Origin of the sequence: Paenacidovorax caeni (assembly GCF_001298675.1) — a bacterium.
Taxonomy (GTDB): Bacteria; Pseudomonadota; Gammaproteobacteria; order Burkholderiales; family Burkholderiaceae_C; genus Paenacidovorax; species Paenacidovorax caeni.
The window spans coordinates 35,319-58,218 of the sequence record NZ_CYIG01000021.1 but is presented as its reverse complement, the minus strand read 5'-3'; the positions used below and the strand labels follow the sequence as shown (position 1 = coordinate 58,218).

At 67.9% G+C, this 22,900-nt stretch carries 20 protein-coding genes, 1 pseudogene and 1 riboswitch; of the genes and pseudogenes, 6 read left to right on the top strand and 15 right to left on the bottom strand.

Annotated features, from left to right (window positions below; genetic code table 11):
- The coding region (locus tag BN2503_RS20950) for a hypothetical protein (protein WP_233495050.1) at nucleotides 1-259 on the top strand (259 nt) is incomplete at its 5' end.
- A gap of 177 nt (nucleotides 260-436) precedes the next feature.
- Complete coding sequence (locus BN2503_RS10615; RefSeq protein ID WP_054256626.1) at nucleotides 437-2,305, top strand: potassium transporter Kup; 1,869 nt, start codon at nucleotides 437-439, stop codon at nucleotides 2,303-2,305.
- 63 nt (nucleotides 2,306-2,368) lie between these two features.
- On the opposite strand, the gene ubiD is transcribed toward BN2503_RS10615, so the two are convergent.
- Genes ubiD through ubiU form a run of 6 tightly spaced genes read right to left on the bottom strand, consistent with a single transcriptional unit; the run spans nucleotide 2,369 to nucleotide 7,392 of the window.
- Entirely contained in the window at nucleotides 2,369-3,853 is a 1,485-nt protein-coding gene (ubiD, locus tag BN2503_RS10610; protein WP_054256635.1) for a 4-hydroxy-3-polyprenylbenzoate decarboxylase, read from the bottom strand.
- Nucleotides 3,854-3,909: 56 nt separating this feature from the next.
- A complete protein-coding gene (locus BN2503_RS10605) occupies nucleotides 3,910-4,497 on the bottom strand; it encodes a UbiX family flavin prenyltransferase (RefSeq protein ID WP_054256625.1) in 588 nt (195 codons plus the stop codon).
- The gene (locus BN2503_RS10600; RefSeq protein ID WP_054256624.1) at nucleotides 4,494-4,904 is read right to left on the bottom strand and encodes a putative zinc-binding protein; all 411 of its coding nucleotides are present in this window, start codon (nucleotides 4,902-4,904) and stop codon (nucleotides 4,494-4,496) included. Before BN2503_RS10600 ends, BN2503_RS10605 begins: the two co-directional genes overlap by 4 nt.
- On the bottom strand, nucleotides 4,901-5,419 hold the full coding sequence (gene ubiT, locus BN2503_RS10595; RefSeq protein WP_054256623.1) for a ubiquinone anaerobic biosynthesis accessory factor UbiT: 519 nt from the start codon (nucleotides 5,417-5,419) through the stop codon (nucleotides 4,901-4,903). Before ubiT ends, BN2503_RS10600 begins: the two co-directional genes overlap by 4 nt.
- Nucleotides 5,420-5,431: 12 nt before the next feature.
- Nucleotides 5,432-6,334, bottom strand: a complete 903-nt coding sequence (locus tag BN2503_RS10590) for a U32 family peptidase (RefSeq protein ID WP_054256634.1) — start codon at nucleotides 6,332-6,334, stop codon at nucleotides 5,432-5,434.
- Between the two features lie 5 nt (nucleotides 6,335-6,339).
- Entirely contained in the window at nucleotides 6,340-7,392 is a 1,053-nt protein-coding gene (gene ubiU, locus BN2503_RS10585; protein ID WP_139235446.1) for a ubiquinone anaerobic biosynthesis protein UbiU, read from the bottom strand.
- A gap of 180 nt (nucleotides 7,393-7,572) precedes the next feature.
- On the opposite strand from ubiU, the gene BN2503_RS10580 reads away from it, so the two are divergent.
- Both BN2503_RS10580 and BN2503_RS10575 read left to right on the top strand, forming a co-directional pair.
- Entirely contained in the window at nucleotides 7,573-8,751 is a 1,179-nt protein-coding gene (locus BN2503_RS10580) for an MFS transporter (protein WP_054256622.1), read from the top strand.
- Nucleotides 8,752-8,844: 93 nt separating this feature from the next.
- Nucleotides 8,845-10,584, top strand: a complete 1,740-nt coding sequence (locus BN2503_RS10575; protein WP_054256632.1) for a PAS-domain containing protein — start codon at nucleotides 8,845-8,847, stop codon at nucleotides 10,582-10,584.
- A gap of 7 nt (nucleotides 10,585-10,591) precedes the next feature.
- On the opposite strand, the gene BN2503_RS10570 is transcribed toward BN2503_RS10575, so the two are convergent.
- The 8 genes and pseudogenes from BN2503_RS10570 to BN2503_RS10535 form a co-directional block, all read right to left on the bottom strand.
- Complete coding sequence (locus BN2503_RS10570) at nucleotides 10,592-11,455, bottom strand: alpha/beta hydrolase (protein ID WP_054256621.1); 864 nt, start codon at nucleotides 11,453-11,455, stop codon at nucleotides 10,592-10,594.
- Between the two features lie 130 nt (nucleotides 11,456-11,585).
- Entirely contained in the window at nucleotides 11,586-13,046 is a 1,461-nt protein-coding gene (locus BN2503_RS10565; protein ID WP_054256620.1) for a M20 family metallopeptidase, read from the bottom strand.
- 30 nt (nucleotides 13,047-13,076) lie between these two features.
- Complete coding sequence (locus tag BN2503_RS21310; protein ID WP_054256619.1) at nucleotides 13,077-14,639, bottom strand: methyl-accepting chemotaxis protein; 1,563 nt, start codon at nucleotides 14,637-14,639, stop codon at nucleotides 13,077-13,079.
- A gap of 14 nt (nucleotides 14,640-14,653) precedes the next feature.
- On the bottom strand, nucleotides 14,654-15,862 hold the full coding sequence (locus BN2503_RS10555; RefSeq protein WP_054256618.1) for a GGDEF domain-containing protein: 1,209 nt from the start codon (nucleotides 15,860-15,862) through the stop codon (nucleotides 14,654-14,656).
- Nucleotides 15,863-15,952: 90 nt separating this feature from the next.
- Nucleotides 15,953-17,936, bottom strand: a pseudogene (locus BN2503_RS21305) (methyl-accepting chemotaxis protein).
- A gap of 218 nt (nucleotides 17,937-18,154) precedes the next feature.
- On the bottom strand, nucleotides 18,155-18,739 hold the full coding sequence (metW, locus tag BN2503_RS10545; RefSeq protein WP_054256617.1) for a methionine biosynthesis protein MetW: 585 nt from the start codon (nucleotides 18,737-18,739) through the stop codon (nucleotides 18,155-18,157).
- Nucleotides 18,736-19,863, bottom strand: a complete 1,128-nt coding sequence (gene metX, locus BN2503_RS10540; protein WP_054256631.1) for a homoserine O-succinyltransferase MetX — start codon at nucleotides 19,861-19,863, stop codon at nucleotides 18,736-18,738. Before metX ends, metW begins: the two co-directional genes overlap by 4 nt.
- A gap of 117 nt (nucleotides 19,864-19,980) precedes the next feature.
- The gene (locus tag BN2503_RS10535; protein ID WP_054256616.1) at nucleotides 19,981-20,547 is read right to left on the bottom strand and encodes a TMEM165/GDT1 family protein; all 567 of its coding nucleotides are present in this window, start codon (nucleotides 20,545-20,547) and stop codon (nucleotides 19,981-19,983) included.
- A 24-nt stretch (nucleotides 20,548-20,571) separates the two neighbouring features.
- A riboswitch (yybP-ykoY riboswitch) is annotated at nucleotides 20,572-20,740 on the bottom strand.
- Nucleotides 20,741-20,975: 235 nt separating this feature from the next.
- Between BN2503_RS10535 and BN2503_RS10530 the strand changes: the two genes are divergently transcribed.
- Together BN2503_RS10530 and rbp are read left to right on the top strand one after the other, a co-directional pair.
- Nucleotides 20,976-21,275, top strand: coding sequence for an RNA recognition motif domain-containing protein (locus tag BN2503_RS10530; protein WP_054256630.1), 300 nt, complete (start codon nucleotides 20,976-20,978; stop codon nucleotides 21,273-21,275).
- A 274-nt stretch (nucleotides 21,276-21,549) separates the two neighbouring features.
- Nucleotides 21,550-22,068, top strand: a complete 519-nt coding sequence (gene rbp, locus BN2503_RS10525) for an RNA-binding regulator (protein WP_054256615.1) — start codon at nucleotides 21,550-21,552, stop codon at nucleotides 22,066-22,068.
- 51 nt (nucleotides 22,069-22,119) lie between these two features.
- On the opposite strand, the gene BN2503_RS10520 is transcribed toward rbp, so the two are convergent.
- Nucleotides 22,120-22,899 carry an SDR family oxidoreductase gene (locus BN2503_RS10520; protein WP_054256614.1) on the bottom strand — a complete coding sequence of 260 codons (780 nt, stop codon included), beginning with the start codon at nucleotides 22,897-22,899 and terminating at the stop codon, nucleotides 22,120-22,122.
- Between the last annotated feature and the right edge of the window lies 1 nt (nucleotide 22,900).

The following is a 22,900-nucleotide window of genomic DNA, read 5'->3' as shown; positions in this document are numbered from 1 at the left end:
CTTCAACTCCCATGCTTGTACATGCGCGCTCAACGGTGGCGCGCGTAACCGTTCGGGCTCAATGAAGACCTGCGCGGTGGCCGTGCGTTCTGTACTCAGGGACGGGCTCGAACACCCCAGCGGCTACCAAACTGCACGGGCCGGTCTGGCTACTTTTACGGCAGTCAAACTCTACCGCGACGGTCTGGATGGAAGATACAAGCGGCTGCGCCGCTTCCCCCTTCTCTCTACGCGCTTCGCGCTACGGGAAGGGGGATGACGCCCGCGCGGCGGGGCGGCCCTTGCGCGGCGTCTGCTGGCCTGGGGCGCGCCGGTTGCATGGCTTGCGGGGAGTTGTCGCATTGCAACAATACGTACGCGCCTGGCGGCGCGCCACGGTGAGGCCAGCGCACAATAGCGCTCCCACACCACATGGAACCCTGCGGGGTCCCAGACTGTGCAAAGCACCAAATCACCATTGGGAGCGCTTGTCCTCGGTGCCATTGGCGTCGTCTATGGCGACATCGGCACCAGCGTTCTCTATACCGTCAAGGAAGTGTTCGGCTCGGGCCACGTGCCGTTCACCACCGATAACGTCTATGGGATCTTGTCGATCCTCTTCTGGACGCTCACCTTCATCGTCTCGCTCAAGTACGTCGTGCTGGTGCTGCGTGCCGACAACAACGGCGAGGGCGGCCTGGTCGCCATGCTGGCGCTGGCCTCGCAGTCGGTGAAGGAGAAGCCCGCGCTGCGCCGCGCGTTGCTGGTGGTGGGCATCTTCGGCACCTGCCTGTTCTATGGCGATGGCGTCATCACCCCAGCCATCACGGTGCTGGGTGCCGTGGAGGGCCTGGAGGTGATGTCGCCCAACCTGCATGGCGCCATCATTCCGCTGACGCTGGTCATCCTGCTGGGCCTGTTCATGGTGCAAAAGCATGGCACCAGCAGCATCGGCCGCTTTTTCGGGCCGGTGATGATCGTCTGGTTCGTCACCATCGCCGCGCTGGGCGTGGCGCAGATTGCGCGCCACCCCGAGATCCTGTGGGCGCTGAGCCCGCACTATGCGCTGGGCTTCATGCTGGCCAACCCCGGCACCACCTTCGTGCTGCTGGGTGCCGTGGTGCTGTGCGTGACCGGCGGCGAGGCGCTGTATGCCGACATGGGCCACTTCGGCAAGCAGCCCATCCGCGTGGCCTGGTTTTCCATCGCCATGCCGGCGCTGACGCTGAACTACTTCGGCCAGGGCGCCCTGTTGCTGGAGAACCCGGACGCAGTGAAGAACCCCTTCTACATGCTGGCCCCCGCCTGGGCACTGATGCCGCTGGTGGTGCTGGCCACGGCCGCTGCGGTGATCGCCTCGCAGGCCCTCATCACCGGCGCCTACAGCGTGACCAAGCAGGTTATCCAGCTGGGCTACCTGCCGCGCCTGCGCGTGGAGCACACCAACGTCAAGGAAGCCGGGCAGATCTACATGCCCTTCGTCAACTGGAGCCTGTTCGTGGCCATCGTGCTGGCCGTGGTCATGTTCCGCTCGAGCAGCAATCTGGCGGCGGCGTACGGCATCGCGGTGACGCTGGACATGCTCATCACCACCACGCTGACCTTCTTTGTGGTGCGCTACAACTGGCGCTACCCGCTGCCGCTGTGCATTGCGGCCACGGGCTGCTTCTTCCTGGTGGATCTGGCGTTTTTCAGCTCCAACCTGCTCAAGCTGCTGCAAGGCGGCTGGTTCCCGCTGTTCATTGGCGGCAGCGTGTTCCTGCTCATGATGACCTGGCAGCGCGGGCGCGAACTGCTGCACGACAAGCGCCGCGCTGAGGCCATCGACCTGCGCGACTTCCTCACCGCCGTGATGGCCAGCCCGCCCACGCGCGTGGACGGCACCGCCGTGTTCCTCACCGGCGAGCCGGGCATCGTGCCCAACGCGTTGCTGCACAACCTCAAGCACAACAAAGTCCTGCACGCGCAAAACCTGTTCGTCACCGTGCACAACCACGAGGTGCCCTGGATCGGCATGGACAAGCGCCTGCAGATCGAGCCCCTGGGCGGCGACTGCTGGCAGGTGACGGTGAACTACGGCTTCAAGAACGACCCCGACCTGCCCCGTGCCCTGGCACTGATGCGCGGCCGGGGCTGCGAGCTGGACGCCATGACCACCAGCTACTTCCTCTCGCGTGACGTGGTCACGCCCAGCGTCGGCAGCGGCATGGCGCCGTGGCGCGAGAAGCTGTTTGCGCAAATGCACCACAACGCCAGCGGCGTGGCCGACTTCCTGAACCTGCCGAGCAATGCGGTGGTGGAGCTCGGGTCAAAGATCGAGATTTAAAGCCTTTTGGGCCTCCAGCCCTTGTGTGAAAAGCGCTGGCAGCTATCTTTTGGATAGCGATTGCTATAGCCCCAGCGCGTCCGCCAGCGCATGCATGCGTGCGCAGACCTCGGCGTCCATGGCCATGGGCCGCCCCCACTCGCGCTGCGTTTCCCCCGGCCATTTGTTGGTGGCGTCCAGCCCCATCTTGCTGCCCAGGCCGGCCACGGGTGAGGCGAAGTCGAGGTAGTCGATGGGCGTGTGCTCGATCAGCATCGTGTCGCGCTTGGGGTCCATGCGCGTGGTCAGCGCCCAGATGACTTCGGGCCATGCGCGTGCGTCCACGTCCTCGTCCACCACCACGATGAACTTGGTGTAGAGAAACTGGCGCAGGTGGCTCCACACGCCCATCATCACGCGGCGCGCGTGGCCCGCGTAGGCCTTGCGGATGCGCACCACGGCCATGCGATAGCTGCACGCCTCGGGCGGCAGGTAGAAATCCAGGATTTCCGGGAAGGCGCGCTGCAGCAGCGGCACGAACAGTTCGTTCAGCGCCAGGCCCAGCATGGCCGGCTCGTCGGGCGGCTTGCCCGTGTAAGTGCTGTGGTACAGGGCATCCTGGCGCTGCGTGATGCGCTCGACGGTGAACACGGGGAACTCGGCGCACTCGTTGTAGTAGCCAGTGTGGTCGCCGTAGGGGCCTTCCAGCGCGTGCTGCCAGCCGCTCTTGTGGTTGGCATCGGGATGGATGTGGCCTTCCAGCACGATCTCGGCGCTGGCCGGCACCTGCAGCGGCACGCCCAAAGCGGGCGCCACCTCGCTGCGCGCGCCGCGCAGCAGCCCGGCGAACTGGTATTCCGACAGCGTGTCGGGCACCGGCGTGACGGCACCCAGAATGGTGGCTGGGTCGGCCCCGATGGCCACGGCCACCGGGTAGGGCTGGCCGGGGTGCAGGCGGCAGTGGTCGGCAAAGTCCAGCGCGCCGCCGCGGTGCGACAGCCAGCGCATGATGAGCTGGTTCTTGCCCAGCAGCTGCTGGCGGTATATCCCTAAGTTCTGGCGTGCCTTGCGCGGCCCGCGCGTAATGGTGAGACCCCAGGTGACCAATGGCGCCACGTCGCCAGGCCAGCAGTGCTGGATGGGCAGGCGGGTCAGGTCGACGTCGCTGCCCTCCCACACCACCTCCTGGCAGGGCGGGCGGCGCACGGTGGCCGGGGCCATGCTCCACAGCGTCTTGAGCAGGTCGCGCTTGCTCCACAGGTCTTTCATGCCACGCGGCGGCTCGGGCTCCTTGAGCTGCGCCAGCACTTCGCCAAAGGCGCGGATCTCCGGCAGCCCGGCCACGCCCAGCGCGCGCGCCACGCGCCCGGGCGTGCCGAACAGGTTGGCAAGCACCGGCATGGTGTGGCCCGTGGGCTGCTCGAACAGCAGTGCCGGGCCGCCCGCGCGCAGCACGCGGTCGGCCAGCGCGGTCATTTCGAGGTGCGGTGAGACGGGCGCAGCGATGCGGCGCAGTTCGCCTGCAGCCTCCAGTCGCGCCATGAAGTCTCGCAGGTCGCGGTAGTGCATGTTTTGAATGAAATAAGCCTGCAGCGCTTGCACAGCAAGCGCTGGCAGCTATCGAATCAGGAGTTGGGTGGCAGCCCCTGCCAACGCGGGGCCAGGGCATTTTCGATGCCTAGCAGGTCGAGCGCGCGTGCCACGCTGTGGTCCACGATCTCGCCCACGCTGGTGGGGCGCTGGTAGAACGCAGGCATGGGCGGGCAGACGATGCCGCCCATCTCCGTCACCGTGGCCATGTTGCGCAGGTGCACCAGGTGCAGGGGGGACTCGCGCACCATCAGTACCAGGCGGCGGCGTTCCTTGAGCACCACGTCGGCGGCGCGCGTGAGCAGGTTGTCGGCCAGGCCGTGGGCCACGGCCGCGAGCGTGCGCATGGAGCAGGGCGCCACCACCATGCCGTGCGCAGCAAACGAGCCGCTGGCGATGCTGGCACCCACGTTGGCCAGGTCGTGCACCACATCGGCCAGTGCCTCGACGCTGGCACGGTCCATGTCCAGTTCGTGGCGCAGGTTGCGCCAGCCTGCGTCGGAGACGACCAGGTGCGACTCGACGTTGCCGATCTCGCGCAGCCCCTGCAGCAGGCGCGCGCCATAGACGGCGCCGCTGGCGCCAGAAATGCCGACGATGATGCGGCGGGGAAGGGGGGTCATGCGGCCTCTTTGCGCAGCGGGTGGTCGATCAGGTCGGCTTCGACCCGGCCCAGCACCTCGGCGGCCTGGGCGGGGTCGAAGTCCTGGTGGTTGCGTTTTTTCACGCCGTATTCGTGCAGCTGGTAGTGCCGCGCCGGGGTGATGCCGTGGCGCGCCAGGCTGCTTTTCACGCACACCAGCGGGCAGCCGTCGAGCGCGACGATGGGGCGGCCAGACTGGGCCAGCGTGACCAGCTTGGGCACGTCGCCGCCCACGCCGGCGATGCACGACATCTCGGCCACGCCGCGCCGGTCGAGCTGCACGGCGACGTGGTTGGCCAGCTGCGCGGCGCTGGAGCAGCCGGAGCAGGAATAGACCAGCGGGCGTGCGCCTAGCGGATGGTCCGAGGCGGGGGCCGGGTCGTTCATGGCCGGCCTCCAAAAATCGGCGGCAGCGGTGGCAACTGGCGCGCCAGGTGCGGCGCGCGGCGCGCGAGCACGGCGCGCGGCGTCCAGTACGCGGGGTCGAGCACGGGCAGCTCCAGGGCGTCGAGCGCATTCTTCACCACCAGGCCCAGCTCGGTGTCGCCCTCCATCACCAGGCGGCGGTTGAAAAACAGCGTGTCCGGGTCCTGGCGGCGCTGCGCCAGCAGCATGAAGTCCTGCGCGTTGGCGCTGATGGCCAGGTCGGGCTGGGCCTGCGGCGCGCTCGGCGCGAAGCGCTGGCCGTTCCACGAAAAGTCGAACGCCAGGCGCGCGTCGCGCACGCGGATGGACAGGCGTTTGCCCTGGAGCAGCGCCTTCACATCGTCGGGCAGGTGGCGCGCCAGGGCCAGGTTGATGGCGGTGACCAGCAGCACCGAGCCCGGGTAGGCGGGCAGGCGCGCAAGCACCGCACCCACGGGGCGCGGCAGGGTGAAGGGGGGCGGCGGGGGAGTGGTCATGGGGCCTCCGGGTCAAGCATGCGCGGATTCGATGATCAGGTCCAGCCCTGGCTTGCCGTGCCAGTAGCCGTTGCAGGGGGCGGCGGGCATGAGCGCGCGCATGCGCTCCAGCGCCGTGGGGTCGGGCTGCGCGGCATGGCGTGCGGCATCGAACGCCGCGATGACCTCGGCCATGTGCTGCGACTGTGGCGACAGGCGCAGCAGATCCACGCCCAGGGCACGCAGGGCAGGCACGTCCTGCAGCAGGTTGTGCACGCGCGCCGACTGGGTCTGGATGCCGTTGAGCACCAGGAAGCCCTCGCCCTCGCGCGTTTGCAGCAGTTGCCCGTCGGGGTGCTCGATGCAGGCGAAGCCGCAGTCATCCTTGGGCCGGTTGTAGTGGCGCGCGGTGAAGCAGCGCGCCGAGAACGCCAGCGGCATGCGGCCGTAGGCGAAGACCTCGGTTTCCAGCCCCGCAGGCCGCTGCTGCAGCAGCGCGGCGAGGTCGGTTTGGCGCATTTCCAGCGGCATGACCCAGCGGCACGCACCCAGGCCGGCCATCCAGGCCAGGGCGTCGGGGTTGAACAGGTTGAGCTGCGGGCCGGCCACGAACGGGCGCTGGCCCGCGAGGTTGTGCACGGCGCCCATGTCGTTGGCTTCGACAAGGAACTCCTTGTCACGCACGATCTTGTGCATGGCGGCCACGTCGGCGGTGGATTCGAGCAGCACCATGGTGGAGAGCACGGGCTGCTTGCCCGCGTCCTTGAACATGCGCGCGATGTCGATCCAGTCGCGCTGGCGCAGCTCGCGGCGGCGCGAGCACACGGCCTCGCCGAGGTAGACCACGTCCACGGCGGTCTCGGCCATGGCCTGGTAGAAGGAAAAAACGGTGTCGCGCGGCCAGTAGTACAGCAGCGGGCCAAGGGCGAGTTTCATGGTGTTCATTTCCAGGGACGGTGGTAGGCACCCAAGGTGTGCTGCTGGCCTTCGGCCACCTGGTCGAGGCGGGCCATCCAGGCCGTCTTGGGCGCGTACAGGTGGCCCTGCGCCATGCAGTGGTCGATGGCCTCGCGCCACACCTGCGTGACCTGCGCCACGTAGGCAGGGCTGCGCTGGCGGCCCTCGATCTTGAAGGCGCGCACGCCCATCTTCACCAGCTGGGGCAGCAGTTCCAGCGTGTTGAGGCTGGTGGGCTCCTCTAGCGCGTAGTAGTTGTGCTCGCCGCCCACGTCGAAGCGGCCCTTGCACAGCGTGGGGTAGCCGGCGTTCTCACCGTGGCCATAGCGGTCGATGAGCACGCCGTTCAGGCGCGACTCCAGGCCCTTGGGCGTCTCCTGCCAGCGCACGAACTTGGCCGGCGAGCACACGCCATGCGTGTTGGGCGACTCGCCCGTGGCGTAGGAGGACAGCGCGCAGCGCCCCTCCACCATCACGCACAGGCTGCCGAAGCCGAACACCTCGATCTCCACCGGCGTGCGCTGCACCACCTGCTTGACCTGCTCCAGCGAGAGCACGCGCGGCAGCACCGCGCGCTGGATGCCGAACTGCTGGTGGTACAGGTTGATGGCGTCGTGGTTGGTGGCCGAGCCCTGCACCGACAGGTGCAGGCGCAGCTGCGGGTGGTGGTCGGCGGCGTAGCGCATCAGGCCCGGGTCGGCGAGGATGACGGCGTCGATGCCCCAGGCGGCCGCCTTGTCCAGCGCCGCACGCCAGGGCCCGGGGTTGCTGGCTTGCGGGTAGGTGTTGAGCGCCAGCAGCACCTTGCGGCCGCGCGCATGGGCGTAGGCGATGCCGCTGCGGATGGCCGCTTCGTCAAAGTTCAGGCCCGCGAAGTTGCGCGCGTTGGTGGCGTCGCGCAGGCCGAGGTAGACGCAGTCGGCGCCGCCGTCGATGGCCGCTTTGAGCGCGGGCAGGCTGCCCGCGGGGCATACCAGTTCCGGCGCGCGCGTGGGAGGGGCGCCTGCATCAGGGGCGCCAGGGCTTGACCCTACCACGGTGGCAGGGTCGATGATGCTCGCTTCGTGGGTCACGTGGTTTCCTTGCCGACACGGCGGTCAGGCGCCGTGCATGGGCCCGCACCTTACGGCGGGGTTACGGCCGCAGCGCTGACCTGGGTCAACGCTGCGGCACAATGCCCTAGCTAATTGCTCGGAATTGATGCAGCACAAAACACCATGAACAAGAACCTCTGGCTGCTGGCCCTGTGCCAAGGGCTTTTCCTTACCAACAACGTTGTCTTCATCGCCATCAATGGACTGGTCGGGCTGCAGCTCGCCCCCTATGGCTGGATGGCCACGCTGCCCGTCATGGGCTACGTGGTGGGCGGTGCGTTGTCTACCGGACTGGTGGCGCGTACGCAGCGGCGCTGGGGGCGGCGCGTGTCGTTCCAGATCGGGCTGGCAGTGGCCGTGGGCTCGGCCCTGCTGTGCGCCTGGGCCGCGTTCGCGCACCAGTTCTGGCTGCTGTGCGCCGCCACGGTAGTGGCCGGCTACTACAGCGCCAACGGGCAGCTGTACCGCTTCGCGGCGGCCGAGCTGGCGCCCCCGGCCTTCCGCGAGAAAGCCGTGTCGCTGGTGCTGGCCGGTGGGCTGCTGGGCGCCGTGGCCGGGCCCAACCTGGCCAACCACACGCGCAACCTGCTGGCCGCGCCGTTCGCCGGGGCCTACATGGCGCTGGTGCTGGTGGGGCTGCTGTCCATGCTGCTGATGGCGTTCGTGCGCTTTCCGGCCGTGGTGCAGGCGGCGGGTGGCGCGGCATCCCAGGGCCGCCCGCTGGGGGCGCTGCTGCGCGAGCCGGCGTTCTTCGTCGCCACGCTGGGCGCCGCCTTGGGCTACGGCGTGATGAACCTGCTGATGGCGGCCACGCCGCTGGCCATGCAGGTGTGCGGCTACGACTTCGCCGACGCGGCGTTCGTGCTGGAGTGGCACGTCATCGGCATGTTCGCGCCGGGCTTCTTCACCGGGCACCTGATCAAGCGCTTCGGCGTGCTGGCGGTGATGGGCGTGGGCGTGCTGCTCAACGCCGCCTGCGTGGCTGTGGCGCTGGCGGGGGTGGAGATCGCGCATTTCACCGTGGCGCTGACGCTGCTGGGCGTGGGCTGGAACTTCCTCTTCACCGGCAGCACCACGCTCGCCATGCAGGCCTATCGGCCCGAGGAAAAGGATCGGGCGCAGGCGGCCATCAACTTCTGCGTGTTCGCGACCATGGCGCTGACCTCGTTTGCCTCGGGTGCGTTGGTCACCACCCAGGGCTGGACGTTGCTCAACTGGGGCTCGCTGCTGCCCATCGGCCTGACGGGCGCCGGGCTCGCCTGGCTGGCGTGGCGCCAGCGCCAGATACGGGTTGGTGCGTAGAAATGCGCCATCGGTATTCCAGAAGGCTGGTGTAAGCTAAAGGAAACACCTGCACCATAGGGCTTCGATATGCAGGCTGGAGCCCTGCACACCATGAACACCCGTCCGAATGCGTGGATTGAACCCCTGGGGCACATGCTCGATGGGCTGGGGATTGCCATGTGTCTGTTCGACACGCAGGACCAGACGGTGGCCTGGAACGACACATTCCTGCGCTACTTTCCCGAGCACGAGGGCCATGTCTTCGTGGGCGAGCACTACCGCCATAACCTGCGCCGCTTTTACCTGAGCCGGCTAGGGGCCGAGGAGATGGCGCACATCGACGAGTACATCGAGGCGGGCATTGCGCGCCATCGCCACCAGGCCCAGCCGTATGTGTTCACGCACAGCGGTCGCGAACTGCTGGTGTCTTCGTTGCCCATCGACGGCGTCGGGCGGCTGCGCCTGTGGCGCCTGCACCAGGATGTGCAGCAAGAGCAAGCCCCCATCATGCCGCTGCCGGCGGGCAGCGGCTCGCCGCTGTCGCTGCTCGACCGTGTGCCCAACGGCCTGATGCTGTGCGACGCCACAGGGCGCATTACCTGGGTGAACGCGGCGTTCGCCCATATGTACCGCCTGCGCGACCCGCAGGCCGCCGTGGGCGCCACCTTGGCGCAGGTGTTCCACGCCGCCTGGTCGCGCGTGAACGCCCCCGATGCCGACGCCTGCACCCAGGGCTTGCAGACCCTGGGCGAGATGCTGCGCTTCACGGGCGCTCCATTCGAGCTGACGCTGCCCGGGCCGCGCTACTGCCGCGTGGTGGCACGGCCCGACGGCGCTGGTGCGTGCCTGTACGCGCACCTGGACATCACCGAGCTGAAGCGCCAGCAGGCCCTGCTGGCCCGCGCCGAGGCCGCCGCGCGCGCGAGCGCGGCCCTGCTGGAGCGGGAATCAGCCATCCTGCAAACCACGCTGCAAACCATGGACCAGGGCGTGGCCATGGTGAATGCCGAGGGGCGGGTGGAGTTCTGCAACCAGCGCGTCTTCACCTTGCTGGACTTGCCGCCGGAGGTGCTGCAAAACCGCCCCCATGTCGAGGACGTGATTCGCTACCAGCGCGCGCAGGGCGAGTTCGACGGCCTGCCGCCCGAGGCCATCGCGCATTTCCAGCCGGCCGGTGGTGCGCCCATCCCCCCGCTGGTGGTGCGCCGGCGCCCCAACGGGCGCATCCTGGAAATACGCAGCCTGCCCGTCCAGGGGGGCGGCATGCTGCGCACCTTCACCGACGTGACCGAGCGCCATGCGCACCAGCAGCACATGGAATATCTGGCCAGCCACGACGGTCTGACGGGGCTGCTCAACCGCAGCAAGTTCATGGAATGCATGGGCGCCGAAGTGGCGCTGGCGCGGCGCATGCAGTCGCGCTTCGCCGTGCTCTACCTCGACCTTGATGGCTTCAAGCCGATCAACGACACCCATGGGCATGCCGCGGGCGACCAGGTGCTGGTACACGTGGCGCGGACGCTGCGCCACGTGGCGCGCGCGTCGGACTTCGTGGCGCGGTTGGGGGGCGACGAATTCGCCGTGCTGCTGCGCGGCATCGACCGGCGGGAGCAAGCGCTGGCCCTGGCGCAGCGCCTGTCGGGCGTTCTGGCGCAGCCCTGGCAGATCCAGGCGCAGGAGCAGGCGCTGCTGGTATGCATCGGCGCGTCCATCGGGCTGGCGATGTACCCCGAGCATGGCGAAGACCCCGAGGCGCTGCTGGCCAGCGCCGACCGCGCCATGTACCTGTCCAAGACCGGCCAGCGCGCCGGCAGCCTGGCCCGGCCCCTGCCGCCGCGCGGCACGCCGTAGCAGCGCGTCAGACGTGCGCGGCCAGCCAGTGCTGCAGCCGCTCGAACACGGGGTCGGCCAGCTCGGGGCTTTCGTTGAACAGCTCGTGGTACAGCGGCTCAAAGCAGTGCGCCTGCACGCGCCCCCTGGGCGCGGCGGCGGCGAAGGCGCGGCTGCCCGCTGGGTTCACCAGCTGGTCGGCCCCGGCCCACAGCAGCAGCGTCGGCACCTGCCAGTGCGCGGCGCGGGCCACGGTGGCCGGCCCGGCCTCGGCGATGAAGCGCGCCAGCCGCGCGCTGATGCGGTTGTGGCACAGCGGATCGGCCAGGTAGGCGCGCACCACGGCGTCGTCATGCGAGAGGTAGCGCGCGTCCAGCCCGTTGCCCACGCGCAGGTTGGGCGCGATGCGCGGCAGCGTGGCCAGCAGCAGCTTCTGCACCGGGCCCAGCCCGGCATCGAGCGCGGGCGAGGACAGCACCAGCGCATCGACCGGCCGCATCCCGAGGGCGACGAAGCGCGCCGCCACCAGCCCGCCCATGCTGTGGCCCAGCAGCACCAGCGGCTGGCCCGCCGGCATGCGCGCGCGCGTGGCATCGACGATGTCGGTCAGGTCGTCGAGCAGGCGCGTGTCCCACGGCAGCCCGCCACGCGGCCCGCTGGATTCGCCATGCCCATAGTGGTCGTAGCCGCGCACCGCGTAGCCCCAGGCGCCCAGATGCCGTGCCAACGCGTCGTAGCGCCCGGCGTGCTCGCCCAGACCGTGCACCAGGAGCACCGTGGCGCGTGGCGCGTCGGGCAGGGGCCAGTCGTACACGGCAAGGTTCTCGCCATCGCTGGCCGTGAAGGCTGTCAGCGTGTAGGGGAGGGCGTCCAGGTCAGAGGTGTGAGGCATGGTGCGTCGGCGGGGGCGGGGCTCGACGCATCATAGAGGGCACGGTGCCCCAGGGGTAGAGTGGGGCATTCATGCTATTGAAAAAGAAGCTGCCAGCGCTTGCTGGGTAAGCGCTAGAGCCAAAAAACGCTTATGGCATGCTGGCAATGACCTGGGCCACGGCGGCGGTGAGCTTCTTGGCGTAGGGCACATGCAGGAACTCGTTCGGCCCGTGTGCGTTGCTCTTGGGGCCGAGCACGCCGCAAACCATCATCTGCGCGCGCGGAAAGCCTTGGCTGAGCATGTTCATGAGCGGAATGGTGCCGCCCTGGCCGATGTAGCCCACACCCGCGCCGAAGTGCGCCAGGCTGGCGGCATCGAGCGCCTGGGCGAACCAGGGTGCGGTGTCCGGCGCGTTCCAGCCGTTGGCGGCGCCTTCCACCTCCCAGGTGACCTTGGCCTGGTAGGGCGCGTTGTCTTCGAGCAGCGCCTTCAGCTCCTGCACGCAGGTGGCGGCGTCTACCAGCGGCGGCAGGCGCAGGCTGAGCTTGAAGGCGGTGTAGGGACGCAGCACGTTGCCCGCGTTGCGCAGCGTGGGCAGGCCTTCGGCGCCGGTGACGCTGAGGGTGGGCTCCCAGGTGCGGCGCAGCAGCGCCTGCACTGGGTCCTGCGTAGTGGGCAGGGCAAAGGCCGAGGTGGCGCCGCAGCCCGCATGTGCCCAGGGGTAGTTGCGGTAAACCGCCTCGCCCAGGATGGCGGCCGTGGCCTGCGCCTGGGCCAGACGCTCGGGCGGCACGGCGCAGTGAAAGCCCTCGGGCAGCAGGCGGCCGGTGCGGCTGTCCTCCAGCCGGTCGAGCACCTGGCGCATGATGCGAAAGCTCGACGGCACCAGGCCCGAGGCGTCGCCCGAGTGCACGCCCTCGGTGAGGATTTCCACCTTCAGCGTGCCGCTGGCCATGCCGCGCAGGCTGGTGGTGAGCCAGAGCTGGTCGTAGTTGCCCGCGCCGCTGTCCAGGCACACCACCAGGCCCACGTTGCCCAGGCGCGGGCGCAGCGCGTCGATGGTGGGCAGCAGGTCGGTGGAGCCGCTTTCCTCGCAGGTCTCGATCAGGCCCACGATGCGCGGGTGCGGCACGCCCTGGCGCTGCAGCTCTTGCACGGCGGCGATGCTGGCGTAGACGGCGTAGCCGTCGTCGGCGCCGCCCCGGCCGTAGAGCTTGCCGTCTTCGTACAGGGGCGTCCAGGGCCCCAGGTCCTTGCGCCAGCCCTCGAACTCGGGCTGCTTGTCGAGGTGGCCGTACATCAGCACCGTCTGCGTGGACTGCGCCCGCGTGGCCGCCACCTCGAAGAACAGCACTGGCGTGCGTCCGGGCAGGCGCACGATCTCCAGTGTCAAGCCTGCCACCTTCTGTGCCTCGACCCAGGCGGCAGCGTTGCGCACCACGGTGTCGAGCAGGCCCTCGGCCGCCCAGTCCGGGGCGAACATGGGCGACTTGGCGGGGATGCGAATGTATTCCGTGAGCTGCGGGACGATCTGCGCGTCCCAGACCTGGCCGATGCGCTCCAGGGCCTCCGCGCTGTGCAGGGTGGGGCTGGGAATGCGGGCGTTCATGGTGATGGATTCCTTCTTGCGTTATGCGGTTCAGGTCAGCGCGGGCCGGCTGGTGGCCCTGCCTGCTTCGAGGTGGAAGGCTTCCACCGCGCGCTGCAGCTCCTGCGCCTGCTGGTTCAGGCTGAGCGCGGCGGCTGCGCTCTCTTCGACCAAGGCGGCGTTTTGCTGCGTGGCGTGGTCCATCTGGGTCACGGCCTCGGCCACCTGGGCCACGCCACCGGCCTGCTCGCTGCTGGCGGCGCTGATCTCACCCATGATGTCGGTGACGCGGCGGATGGCGGCCACCACCTCCTGCATGGTGGCGCCGGCCTGGTCCACCAGCTGGGAGCCTTGCTGCACGCGCTCCACGCTAGTGGAGATCAGGCCCTTGATCTGCTTGGCGGCATCGGCGCTGCGCTGCGCCAGCGCGCGCACCTCGCCTGCCACCACGGCAAAGCCGCGGCCCTGCTCACCGGCGCGCGCGGCCTCGACGGCGGCGTTCAGCGCCAGGATGTTGGTCTGGAAAGCGATGCCGTCGATCACGCCAATGATGTCGGCGATCTGGCGCCCGCTGTCGTTGATGCCGTGCATGGTGTCAACGACCTTGGCCACCACCTCGCCGCCCTGGGCCGCAACCGTGGAGGCGCTCAGGGCCAACTGGTTAGCCTGGCGTGCGTTATCGGCGTTTTGGCGTACGGTGGCGCCCAGTTCTTCCATGGAAGCGGCGGTTTGCTCCAGTGCGCTGGCCTGGCTTTCGGTGCGTGCGGAGAGGTCCTGGTTGCCCTGGGCGATCTCGCTGGAGGCATGCGTGATGCTGAGCGAGGCGTCGCGCACATGGGCCACGAGGTTGCGCAGGCTGCTCTGCATGCGCGCCAGCTCGGCCATCAGCCCGACGGGGACGCCCCGGCGGCGCGATGCGTCGTCCAGGTGCAGGTCGCCCTCGGCCACACGGCGCAGGGCCTCGCGCGCCTCGGCGGGGTCGCCGCCCAACTCGCGGTGCAGGGTCCGTGCCATCGCCCAGCCCAGCCCTGCCGCCACGACCACGGCCAGCAGCGCCAGCCCGCCGACCATCCACTGGATGCGCTGCGCTTTGGCCTGGGTGGCGTCGTGCGCCGCAGATTCGGCCTTGCGCGCGGCATCGATCTGCTGCAGCAGTGCTGCGCGCAAGGTGCGCCAAGCGGGTATTTCCTCTTTATTCAGCAGTGCGATGGCGGCGGCGGTGTCGCTGCGCGCCAGGGTATGCACCTTGTCCCGGATGGTGGTCTGCGTGCTGTGCAATGCAGCAATCTGCTCCAAGCCCGTCTCCGATGCAGTGCCCTTGGCCCTGGACAGGGTGGTGGTGTAGGCCTGGTCGAACGCCTTCGCGGCTGCCAGATAGTTGTCGACTGCCCGCGCGTTGCCCGGGTCGAGCACGATGTTGCGCAGGGCTTGCCCGCTTTGCAGCCCCTGGGCATACAGCTCCTGCAGCCCCGTGGCCACGGCCTGCTCGGTACGGATGTAGCGGTTGAAGTCGCTTTGCATGCGCGCCAACCCCCACAGGCTGGCCCCCAGGGCGAATATGAACAGCAGGGCAGGGAGCGCCGTGAACAGCGCGAGTCGGGTCGTGAAACGCATGGATGATCTCTTCTTCAAATATTCTGTGTGGATGGCTCCGGGGCTGCCATGCTTTGGGGCTCTGCGCGTGCCAGGCTGTTGCTGGCCTGGACACGGTTGCGTCCCGCCTGCTTGGCCTGGTACAGGGCACGGTCGGCGGCGTCGAGCACCATCTCCCAGGTATCGCCGCTGCCCAGGCGGCCGCCGAACACCCCGATGCTCACCGTGACGGCCAGGGCCTGGCCTTGCCAGTGGCACACCGACTGCTGCACGCTCTGGCGCAGTTGCTCGGCCAGCACCAGGGCGCCGTCCAGCCCGGTGTCTGGCAGCAGTACGAGGAACTCCTCGCCACCATAGCGGCCCACCAGATCCTGCGTGCGCACGCGGTCGCTCAGGACATTGACGACGTGGCACAGCACGCGGTCACCCGCCAGGTGGCCGTGCGAGTCGTTGATGCGCTTGAAATGGTCGATGTCCACCACCATCAGCGCCACCGATCCGCCCATGCGCTGGGCGCGTGCGGCATCGCGCTCCAGCGCGAAAATCGCCGAGCGGCGGTTGGCCACGCCGGTGAGTGCATCGGTGGTGGCCAAGCGCCGGTTGCCTTCGTCGAGCCGGTCCCGGGTCATGAAAACGAAGCCCAGCGATGCCAGCTGCACCGTGAGGAACGACATCAGGAAGGTCAGGCTTTGCACCAAGTCGCTGGCCAGCAGCCCGGACGGATGCTGTTGTCCCCACAGCGCCATGGCCGTGCGCAGCAGCAGCACCATCATCTGTACGCCCAACCCCAGGCCCAGTAGAAGCACGCCGCGTCCGGCCCCAGGCCTTGCCATGGGGCGCAAGGCCGCCAGCAGCAGACCGATCTGCACCGCATAGCACAGGCTGGCCGTGGCCACGCGCAGCGGGTAGTGGTCTATCAGTGCCCACATGACCAGGGCAATGAACGCCGCTGGCACGGCCATGTGCCAGCGCGGCCAGGGTCGCCCCATGAATTGGTGGACCGCGGCTTGCAGTGCCGACAGGGAGCAGGCAAGCAGGACATTAGCGAGCACGATGGACAAACCATCGGGTATGCGCCCGCGCCCGCTGAACAGCACGTAGCCCAGGGCATGCAGCAGCAGCCCCGTGGCCCACCAGGCGATGCCGTCGCGCCGCTGTCCCCAGGCGACGACAGCCAGCGCCAGGGCCATGGCCACCGAACTGATGATGATCATCAGGAGCATGGTGGGGACGTCAGCGTGCATGGTTCGGCGCGGTAGCAGGGAGCACGTGCCAGTATGCCCGAGGCGTACTGCGGGCAACGGCCCGCGGGGAGGGATGGCCGTCGTGGCCGCTCAGGCTTTGTCGAGGGCCAGCGCCAGGTGGTGCGCGGGCCGTGTGGCGTCCTGCTGCTCCAGCCTGAACACCTGCACGGCGCCCGCCAGGCGCGCGGCCTGTTCGCGCAGGCTGTGCGCGGCGGCGGCGGACTGTTCCACCAGCGCGGCGTTCTGCTGCGTCATCTGGTCGAGCTGGCCCACGGCCTGGTTGACCTGGCCGATGCCGCCCGCCTGGTCGGCTGCGGCTGCCGTGATCTCGCCGATGATGCCGCCCACGCGCTGCACGCTGCCCACGATTTCGTCCATGGTGCTGCCTGCGTCCTGCACCAGGCGGGCGCCTGCTTCAACTTTTTCCACCGAGGCATGGATCAGCTGCTTGATCTCGCGTGCGGCCTCGGCCGAGCGGCCCGCTAGGCTGCGCACCTCGCCCGCCACCACGGCGAAGCCCCGGCCTTGCTCGCCGGCGCGTGCGGCTTCCACGGCAGCGTTCAGCGCCAGGATGTTGGTCTGGAAGGCGATGCCGTCGATCACGCCAATGATGTCGGCGATCTTGCGCGAGCTTTGGTTGATGTCGCCCATGGTGCTGACCACCTCGCCCACCACCTGACCGCCCCGCGCCGCCACCTGTGCGGCGGAGGCGGCGAGCTGGTTCGCCTGGTGCGCCGCGTCGGCGGACTGGCGCACCGTGGCGGTGAGGTGGTCCATGCTCTGCGCCGTCTGCCCCAGGCTGCTGGCCGTGGCCTCGGTGCGGGCCGACAGGTCCTGGTTGCCGCTGGCGATCTCGGCGCTGGCGGTGCCGATGCTGTCCACCGCGGTGCGCACCTGCTGCAGCATTTGCACGTAGCGCAGTCGCATGCCCTCGACCTCGCGCACCAGTGCGCCGATCTCGTCCTGCCGCGAGGTCTGGAAACTTTGCGTCAGGTCGCCTTGCGCCACCAGGGTGATGGCCTGCGTGAGGCCGGTGAGCGGCTGGCTGACGCCGCGGCGCAGCATCACGAACAGGCCCACGCCCAGCAGGCCCAGGGCGAGTGCCATCAGCCCCCAGACGGCCCAGGAAACGCTGCGCTGGCTGGCCATGGCCTCGGTGTCGGGTACCTCGGCCACCACCCACCAGCCGCTCTGGGTTTTGCGCAGCAGTGCCCAGGGCGCCTCAGCGCCGGGATAGAGCACGGCGGCCGCGTCGCGCACAAAGCCGTCCGGTGCGGCCGTCGAGCGCCTCGAAGAAGGGGCGCGACTGCGGGAAGGCCTCAAGCACCTTTTTGCCGCGCGCCGTGGGGTGGTACACAAAGCGCGCCTGCTCCAGCGCGGCTCCGGGGTTGACCAGGTACACGCCGCCGTGCTCGAAGAAGCGCATTTGCTCTACCTGCTTCTGCAGCATGGCATCGAAGATGCTGATGTCGTTGCCGATGAACAGTAGCGCCACCACCTTGCCGCTGGCATCTTTGACTGGCAGGTAATCGCCCATGTAGGGCTTGCCAGCCACCAGGGTGGCGCCGGTGTAGGGCTCGCCTTTGGCTACCGCGGCATATGCCGGGTCGGTGCGCTCCAGCGGCGTGCCTTGCTGGCGCTGGCCTTGTTCGTTCTTCACCGAGGTGGTGATGCGGATGAAATCCTCGCCCTTGCGGGCGAACACGCTGGCCACGCCGCCGGTTTCGTTGGCGAACTTGTCTACCGCGCTGTAGTCCTCGTTCACCAGGGCCCCATAGCTGCGCAGCTCGCCCGTTTCCTCGTTGAGCTGCATGGTGGCCTCGAAGTAGCGCTGGAAGCCGCGCATGGTGCCTTTCGCCAGCTCGCGGTTGGTGTTGTCGGCGGCGTCGAGCGAATGCGCCAGGGCCTGGGCCGTGTCGCCCACACTGCGCACCAGCTGCGCGCGTGTACTGCGCTCGGTGAGCACTGACAGGGCGAGCCCCACCAGCACCAGCACCAGTGCGACGAGGCCCAGTGCAGCGAGCGTGACCTGGCGGGCCATGGAACGGTGGGTGGCAAGCGATACGGCGGCCATGCATGTCTCCTGAAAAAGGTGCGCCGGATCGATCCGGGTCTACCTGGAAATCTACGGCAGGCCTGTCGTTACATTCACACACGATTTCCCTTACGCGGTGTCACGTACCACGGCGGCGGCGCGCTGGCATGTGCCGTGATGAGCATGTTTTTGGCCGCAAAGCCACGCCCATCAAGCGCTAGCAGCTATTTTTTTGGGAGCATGCAGGTGGCCTGTCTTCAGGCGTGCTCGAAGTGGAACACCGCCGTGCCCGCGCGCGCGTTTGGCAGAAAGCGCACTTCCTGGCCATCCTGCAGGCCGAAGGCGTCGAGGATGCGCAGCCGGTTTTTGCCCGCCAGCACTTCGAAGTCCTTGTAGGTGCCGACGCGGATGTTCGGCGTGTCGTACCACTGGTAGGGCAGGCGCCGCGTGACCGGCATGCGCCCGCGCAGCACCGACAGTCGGTTGGGCCAATGCGCGAAGTTGGGAAAAGCGACGATGCCCGCACGGCCGATGCGTGCCGTCTCGCGCAGCATGGTCTCGGCGTTGCGCAGGTGCTGCAGGGTGTCGATCTGCAGCACCACGTCGAAGCTGTTGTCCTCGAAGATCGCCAGTCCGTCTTCCAGGTTGAGCTGCAGCACGTTGACGCCGCGGCGCACGCAGGCCAGCACGTTGGCATCGGCATATTCCACGCCGTAGCCGGTGCAGCCCCGGGTGCGCTGCAACAGGTCTAGCAAGGCACCGTCACCGCAGCCCAGGTCGAGCACGCGCGCGCCCTGGGGAACCAGGCGGGCGATGGCTTGCATGGTGGATGTCTCGCTCATACCAGCTCCTTGGCGATGTTGTCGAAATAGGAGCGCACCACCGCCATGTAGCGTGCGTCCTCCAGCAGGAAGGCGTCGTGGCCGTGTGGCGCGTCGATCTCGGCATAGGCCACGTCGCGGTGGTTGTCCAGCAACGCCTTGACGATCTCGCGCGAGCGCGCCGGAGCGAAGCGCCAGTCGGTGCTGAAGCTCACCAGCAGGTAGCGCGCCCGCACAGCTGCCAGTGCCCGCGTGAGACTGCCACCGTGGCGCAGTGCCGGGTCGAAATAATCCAGCGCGCGCGTGATGAGCAGGTAGGTGTTGGCGTCGAAGTAGTCGCTGAACTTGTCGCCCTGGTGGCGCAGGTAGCTTTCGATCTGGAACTCGATGTCCTGCGTCGAATACTTTGGCTCCAGCCCGTCGCGCAGTTGGCGTCCGAACTTCTCGTTCATCACGTCATCGCTCAGGTAGGTGATGTGGCCGATCATGCGCGCGATGCGCAGGCCGCGCTTGGGCACCACGCCGTGCGCGTAGAAATGGCCGCCGTGGAAGTCGGGGTCGGTCACGATGGCGCGCCGCGCCACCTCATTGAAGGCGATATTCTCCGCCGTCAGGTTGGGGGCGCTGGCCACTACCACGGCGTGGCGCATGCGCTCGGGGTACTGAATGGTCCAGGAAAGCGCCTGCATGCCGCCCAGGCTGCCGCCCATCACCGCCGCCAGCTGCGTGATGCCCAGCCGGTCGAGCAGGCGCGCTTGGGCATCGACCCAGTCCTCCACGGTGACCACGGGAAAATCTGCGCCATAGACGCTCCCCGTGCCAGGGTGGGTGTGCATCGGACCGGTCGAGCCAAAGCACGAGCCCAGGTTGTTCACGCCGATGACAAAGAAGCGGTTGGTGTCCACCGGTTTGCCCGGGCCGATCATGTTGTCCCACCAGCCCTCGCTTTTCGGCTGTCCCTCGTACACGCCCGCAACATGGTGCGATGCATTCAGGGCGTGGCACACGAGCACGGCATTCGAGCGTTCGGCGTTGAGCGTGCCGTAGGTCTCGTAGGCCAGGGTGTAGTCCTGGATGGAAGCCCCTCCCTGCAGTGGCAGGGCTTCCGGGAAGTGCATGAACTGGGGTGTGGCGATGAACGACATGAAAAAACCCGGCATCGCTAAAAACGAGGCCGGGCGAACATGCCATCGGACGGGTCTTTAGCTGGATTTATAAAGCGCCCGCAAGCGGTGGCAAATCGGCGCGTGAACCATTATGGATCAATTCGGCGCCCACAGTGCCAACACCCCCAACCCCAGGAAGATTACCGCCGACACCACGTGCACGGCACGGATCGGCACGCGCCGCGTGATGCGTTCTCCCAGCCACACCACTGGTGCGTTCGCCAGCATCATGCCCACCGTGGTGCCCATCACCACCCACGCCCAGGCGCTGTACTGCGCCGCCAGCATGACGGTGGCGATCTGCGTCTTGTCGCCCATCTCGGCCAGGAAGAAGGCAAGCACTGTGGTGCCGAACACGCCCCAGCGCGGCGCATCGCCGCCGCCCTCGTCATCGTCCAGCTTGTCGGGAATCAGCATCCATAGCGCCATGGCGATGAACGAAGCCCCCAGCACCCAGCGCAGCAACTGGGGGCCCAGCAACTGGGTCACCCAGGCACCTACGGCCCCGGCCAGTGCGTGGTTGGCCAGCGTGGCCACGAAAATGCCCAGCACGATGGGCCAGGGCTTGCGAAAGCGTGCGGCCAGCACGAGGGAGAGCAACTGGGTCTTGTCACCCATTTCAGCCAACGCGACGATGGCCGTGGATACGAAAAAGGCTTCCATGGAACAGGGGGTGGGCTGGATGGCAAGCACACATCGGCCACGCCCCGGCTCCAGCCGCAAAGGCCCGGTGCGCAGCCAATGGTCTCGTCCAGCATGCATGCCGCATGTGCCATGGCGCCGTGGGCCCCAAGTCTGTTGACACATGCCCCTGGCGCATTGCGCGCCAAGCGGACTACTCCCCAAAGACAGAGCGCGGATTGTAGGGCCCGGGATGGCCACCCTGGTGAAAGTACCGAGCAAAAGTGTGGTGTGCGTGCCTTCGCGCAAGTGCCCGGGTCGATTAATCTGAACCATAATGGATGGCCTTTTTTGCCATGTGGCAAGCAAGGCGCATGCGGTGTTTGGTCAGTTTCGCGTCTTTGAGTTCGTCACGGGTTTGCTGATTGCGTCGGTCTCCATCGCTTTTTATGTTTTTTCAGGAGTCCCTCATGGGCAACAAACTGTACGTGGGCAACCTGCCCTATTCCTTCCGCGATGGCGATCTCGAGCAAACTTTTGGCCCCTTCGGCGCAGTGCAAAGCGCCAAGGTCATGATGGAGCGCGACACTGGCCGCTCCAAGGGCTTTGGTTTCGTCGAAATGGGCAGCGCCGCTGAGGCACAAGCCGCGATTTCTGGCGTGCATGGCCAGCAGTTTGGCGGCCGTGACCTGGTGGTCAACATCGCCCGTCCCATGGAGCCGCGCCCGCCCCGCACTGGCGGCTACGGCGGTGGCCGCGGCGCCTATTGAGGCAAGAGCCTTTTCCGTGCCCCTTGGGCACGGGTTTTCACGGATGTGACAGGCCCCGGCAACGGGGCTTTTTTAATGCATCGCAGCAAATGCACCACATTCGGGTTGCGCCTTGCTTTTTATTTCGATTTGTGCCGCATAATGTTTCGGCGGATTTTTTCCGCAAGTTCGCGGTGATCCGTCAAATTCATGCATAGTGCGTCCGCAAGATCAACTGGCAGCGTTTTCGGGGCTCCGTCGCTTTCTGCTTTCATGGTTTTTTAGGAGTCCCTGAATGGGCAACAAACTGTATGTCGGCAACCTGCCCTATTCGGTGCGCGACAACGATCTGGAACAAGCGTTCAGCGCCTTTGGCGCCGTCACCAGCGCTAAAGTCATGATGGAGCGCGACACTGGCCGCTCCAAGGGCTTCGGCTTCGTGGAGATGGGCAGCGATGCCGAAGCGCAGGCTGCGATCAACGGCATGAATGGTCAGCCGCTGGGTGGCCGCAGCATCGTCGTCAACGAAGCGCGCCCGATGGAACCCCGGCCGCCGCGTACCGGTGGTTTTGGCGGTGGTGGTGGCGGCCGCAGTGGTGGCGGCTACGGCGGCGGTGGCGGCTACGGCGGTGGCCGTGACGGCGGCGGTGGTTACGGCGGCGGCCGCGAAGGCGGTGGCGGCTACGGCGGCGGCGGCGGCGGCGGCCGCGAAGGTGGCTTCCGCAGTCCCTACGGTGCAGGCCCGCGTGGCGGTGGCGGCAACGGCGGTGGCCGTGGCGGCTACGGCGGTGGCCGTGGTGGCGACAGCTATTGAGCTGCGCACCGATTGCTCAAAAGGCTCCGCGAGGAGCCTTTTTTCATGGTGTCATGGTTCTGCCCGGTGCTTGCGTGGGCGCCCTGCGAGCAGGCGGTCGAACAGTGCATCGGGCAGCAGGCGCAGCAGCTTGGCCACCACGGCCATTTGCCACGGGATGACGCGGTAGCTGGCACCCGCCGCGATGGCGCGGAATGCCTGCCGCGCAAAATCCTGCGGTGCCATCAGGAAAGGCATGGCATAGCGGTTTTGCCGCGTCAGCGGGGTATCGACGTAGCCCGGGCAGAGGGTGACGACACGCACACCCGTGCCGCGCAGCTCGCCGCGCAGGCTTTCACAGTAACTGATGACGGCAGCCTTGCTGCTGCAATATGCCCCGTGGCCCGGCAGCCCGCGGATGCCGGCCACGCTGGCAATGCCCACCAGGCGTCCGCTGCCGCGCTGCGCCATGGGTGCCACGAAGGGTTGGAAGGTGGCGGCCATGCCGATGTTGTTGGTGGCGTAAAGGCGCGCCATCACCTCGATGTCCTCGCGCCGCGCCGTATCCACGCCGATGCTGATACCGGCGTTGGCAATCACCACGTCGGGCAGTCCCTGGGAGGCGATGCAGTCTTCGGCGGCGGCCATGATGCTGCCTGCATCGGTCACGTCTGCGCTATAAATTGCATAGCTGCTTGCGCTGTACCCTTGGGCCTCAGCCCAGGTTTTCGTCAAATCGGTGCGGCGCGCCACCAGCGCCAGGCGCCAGCCGGCCTGGTGGTAGTGTGCGGCCAGCGCCTGGCCGATGCCGCTGGAGGCGCCGGTGATGAAGACCAGGGGGGCTGCGGCCATG

Excerpts from the sequence above, each read along its gene's own strand:
- metX (WP_054256631.1), bottom strand. The coding sequence starts at position 19,863 with ATGTCGTTCATCGCCACACCCCAGTTCATGCACTTCCCGGAAGCCCTG.
- BN2503_RS10520 (WP_054256614.1), bottom strand. The coding sequence starts at position 22,899 with ATGGCCGCAGCCCCCCTGGTCTTCATCACCGGCGCCTCCAGCGGCATC.
- BN2503_RS10535 (WP_054256616.1), bottom strand. The coding sequence starts at position 20,547 with ATGGAAGCCTTTTTCGTATCCACGGCCATCGTCGCGTTGGCTGAAATG.
- BN2503_RS10575 (WP_054256632.1), top strand. The coding sequence starts at position 8,845 with ATGAACACCCGTCCGAATGCGTGGATTGAACCCCTGGGGCACATGCTC.
- BN2503_RS21310 (WP_054256619.1), bottom strand. The coding sequence starts at position 14,639 with ATGCGTTTCACGACCCGACTCGCGCTGTTCACGGCGCTCCCTGCCCTG.
- ubiT (WP_054256623.1), bottom strand. The coding sequence starts at position 5,419 with ATGACCACTCCCCCGCCGCCCCCCTTCACCCTGCCGCGCCCCGTGGGT.
- BN2503_RS10565 (WP_054256620.1), bottom strand. The coding sequence starts at position 13,046 with ATGAACGCCCGCATTCCCAGCCCCACCCTGCACAGCGCGGAGGCCCTG.
- BN2503_RS10605 (WP_054256625.1), bottom strand. The coding sequence starts at position 4,497 with ATGACCCCCCTTCCCCGCCGCATCATCGTCGGCATTTCTGGCGCCAGC.
- BN2503_RS10555 (WP_054256618.1), bottom strand. The coding sequence starts at position 15,862 with ATGCACGCTGACGTCCCCACCATGCTCCTGATGATCATCATCAGTTCG.
- BN2503_RS10580 (WP_054256622.1), top strand. The coding sequence starts at position 7,573 with ATGAACAAGAACCTCTGGCTGCTGGCCCTGTGCCAAGGGCTTTTCCTT.
- metW (WP_054256617.1), bottom strand. The coding sequence starts at position 18,739 with ATGAGCGAGACATCCACCATGCAAGCCATCGCCCGCCTGGTTCCCCAG.
- BN2503_RS10590 (WP_054256634.1), bottom strand. The coding sequence starts at position 6,334 with ATGAAACTCGCCCTTGGCCCGCTGCTGTACTACTGGCCGCGCGACACC.
- BN2503_RS10600 (WP_054256624.1), bottom strand. The coding sequence starts at position 4,904 with ATGAACGACCCGGCCCCCGCCTCGGACCATCCGCTAGGCGCACGCCCG.
- BN2503_RS10570 (WP_054256621.1), bottom strand. The coding sequence starts at position 11,455 with ATGCCTCACACCTCTGACCTGGACGCCCTCCCCTACACGCTGACAGCC.
- rbp (WP_054256615.1), top strand. The coding sequence starts at position 21,550 with ATGGGCAACAAACTGTATGTCGGCAACCTGCCCTATTCGGTGCGCGAC.
- BN2503_RS10530 (WP_054256630.1), top strand. The coding sequence starts at position 20,976 with ATGGGCAACAAACTGTACGTGGGCAACCTGCCCTATTCCTTCCGCGAT.
- ubiD (WP_054256635.1), bottom strand. The coding sequence starts at position 3,853 with ATGCACTACCGCGACCTGCGAGACTTCATGGCGCGACTGGAGGCTGCA.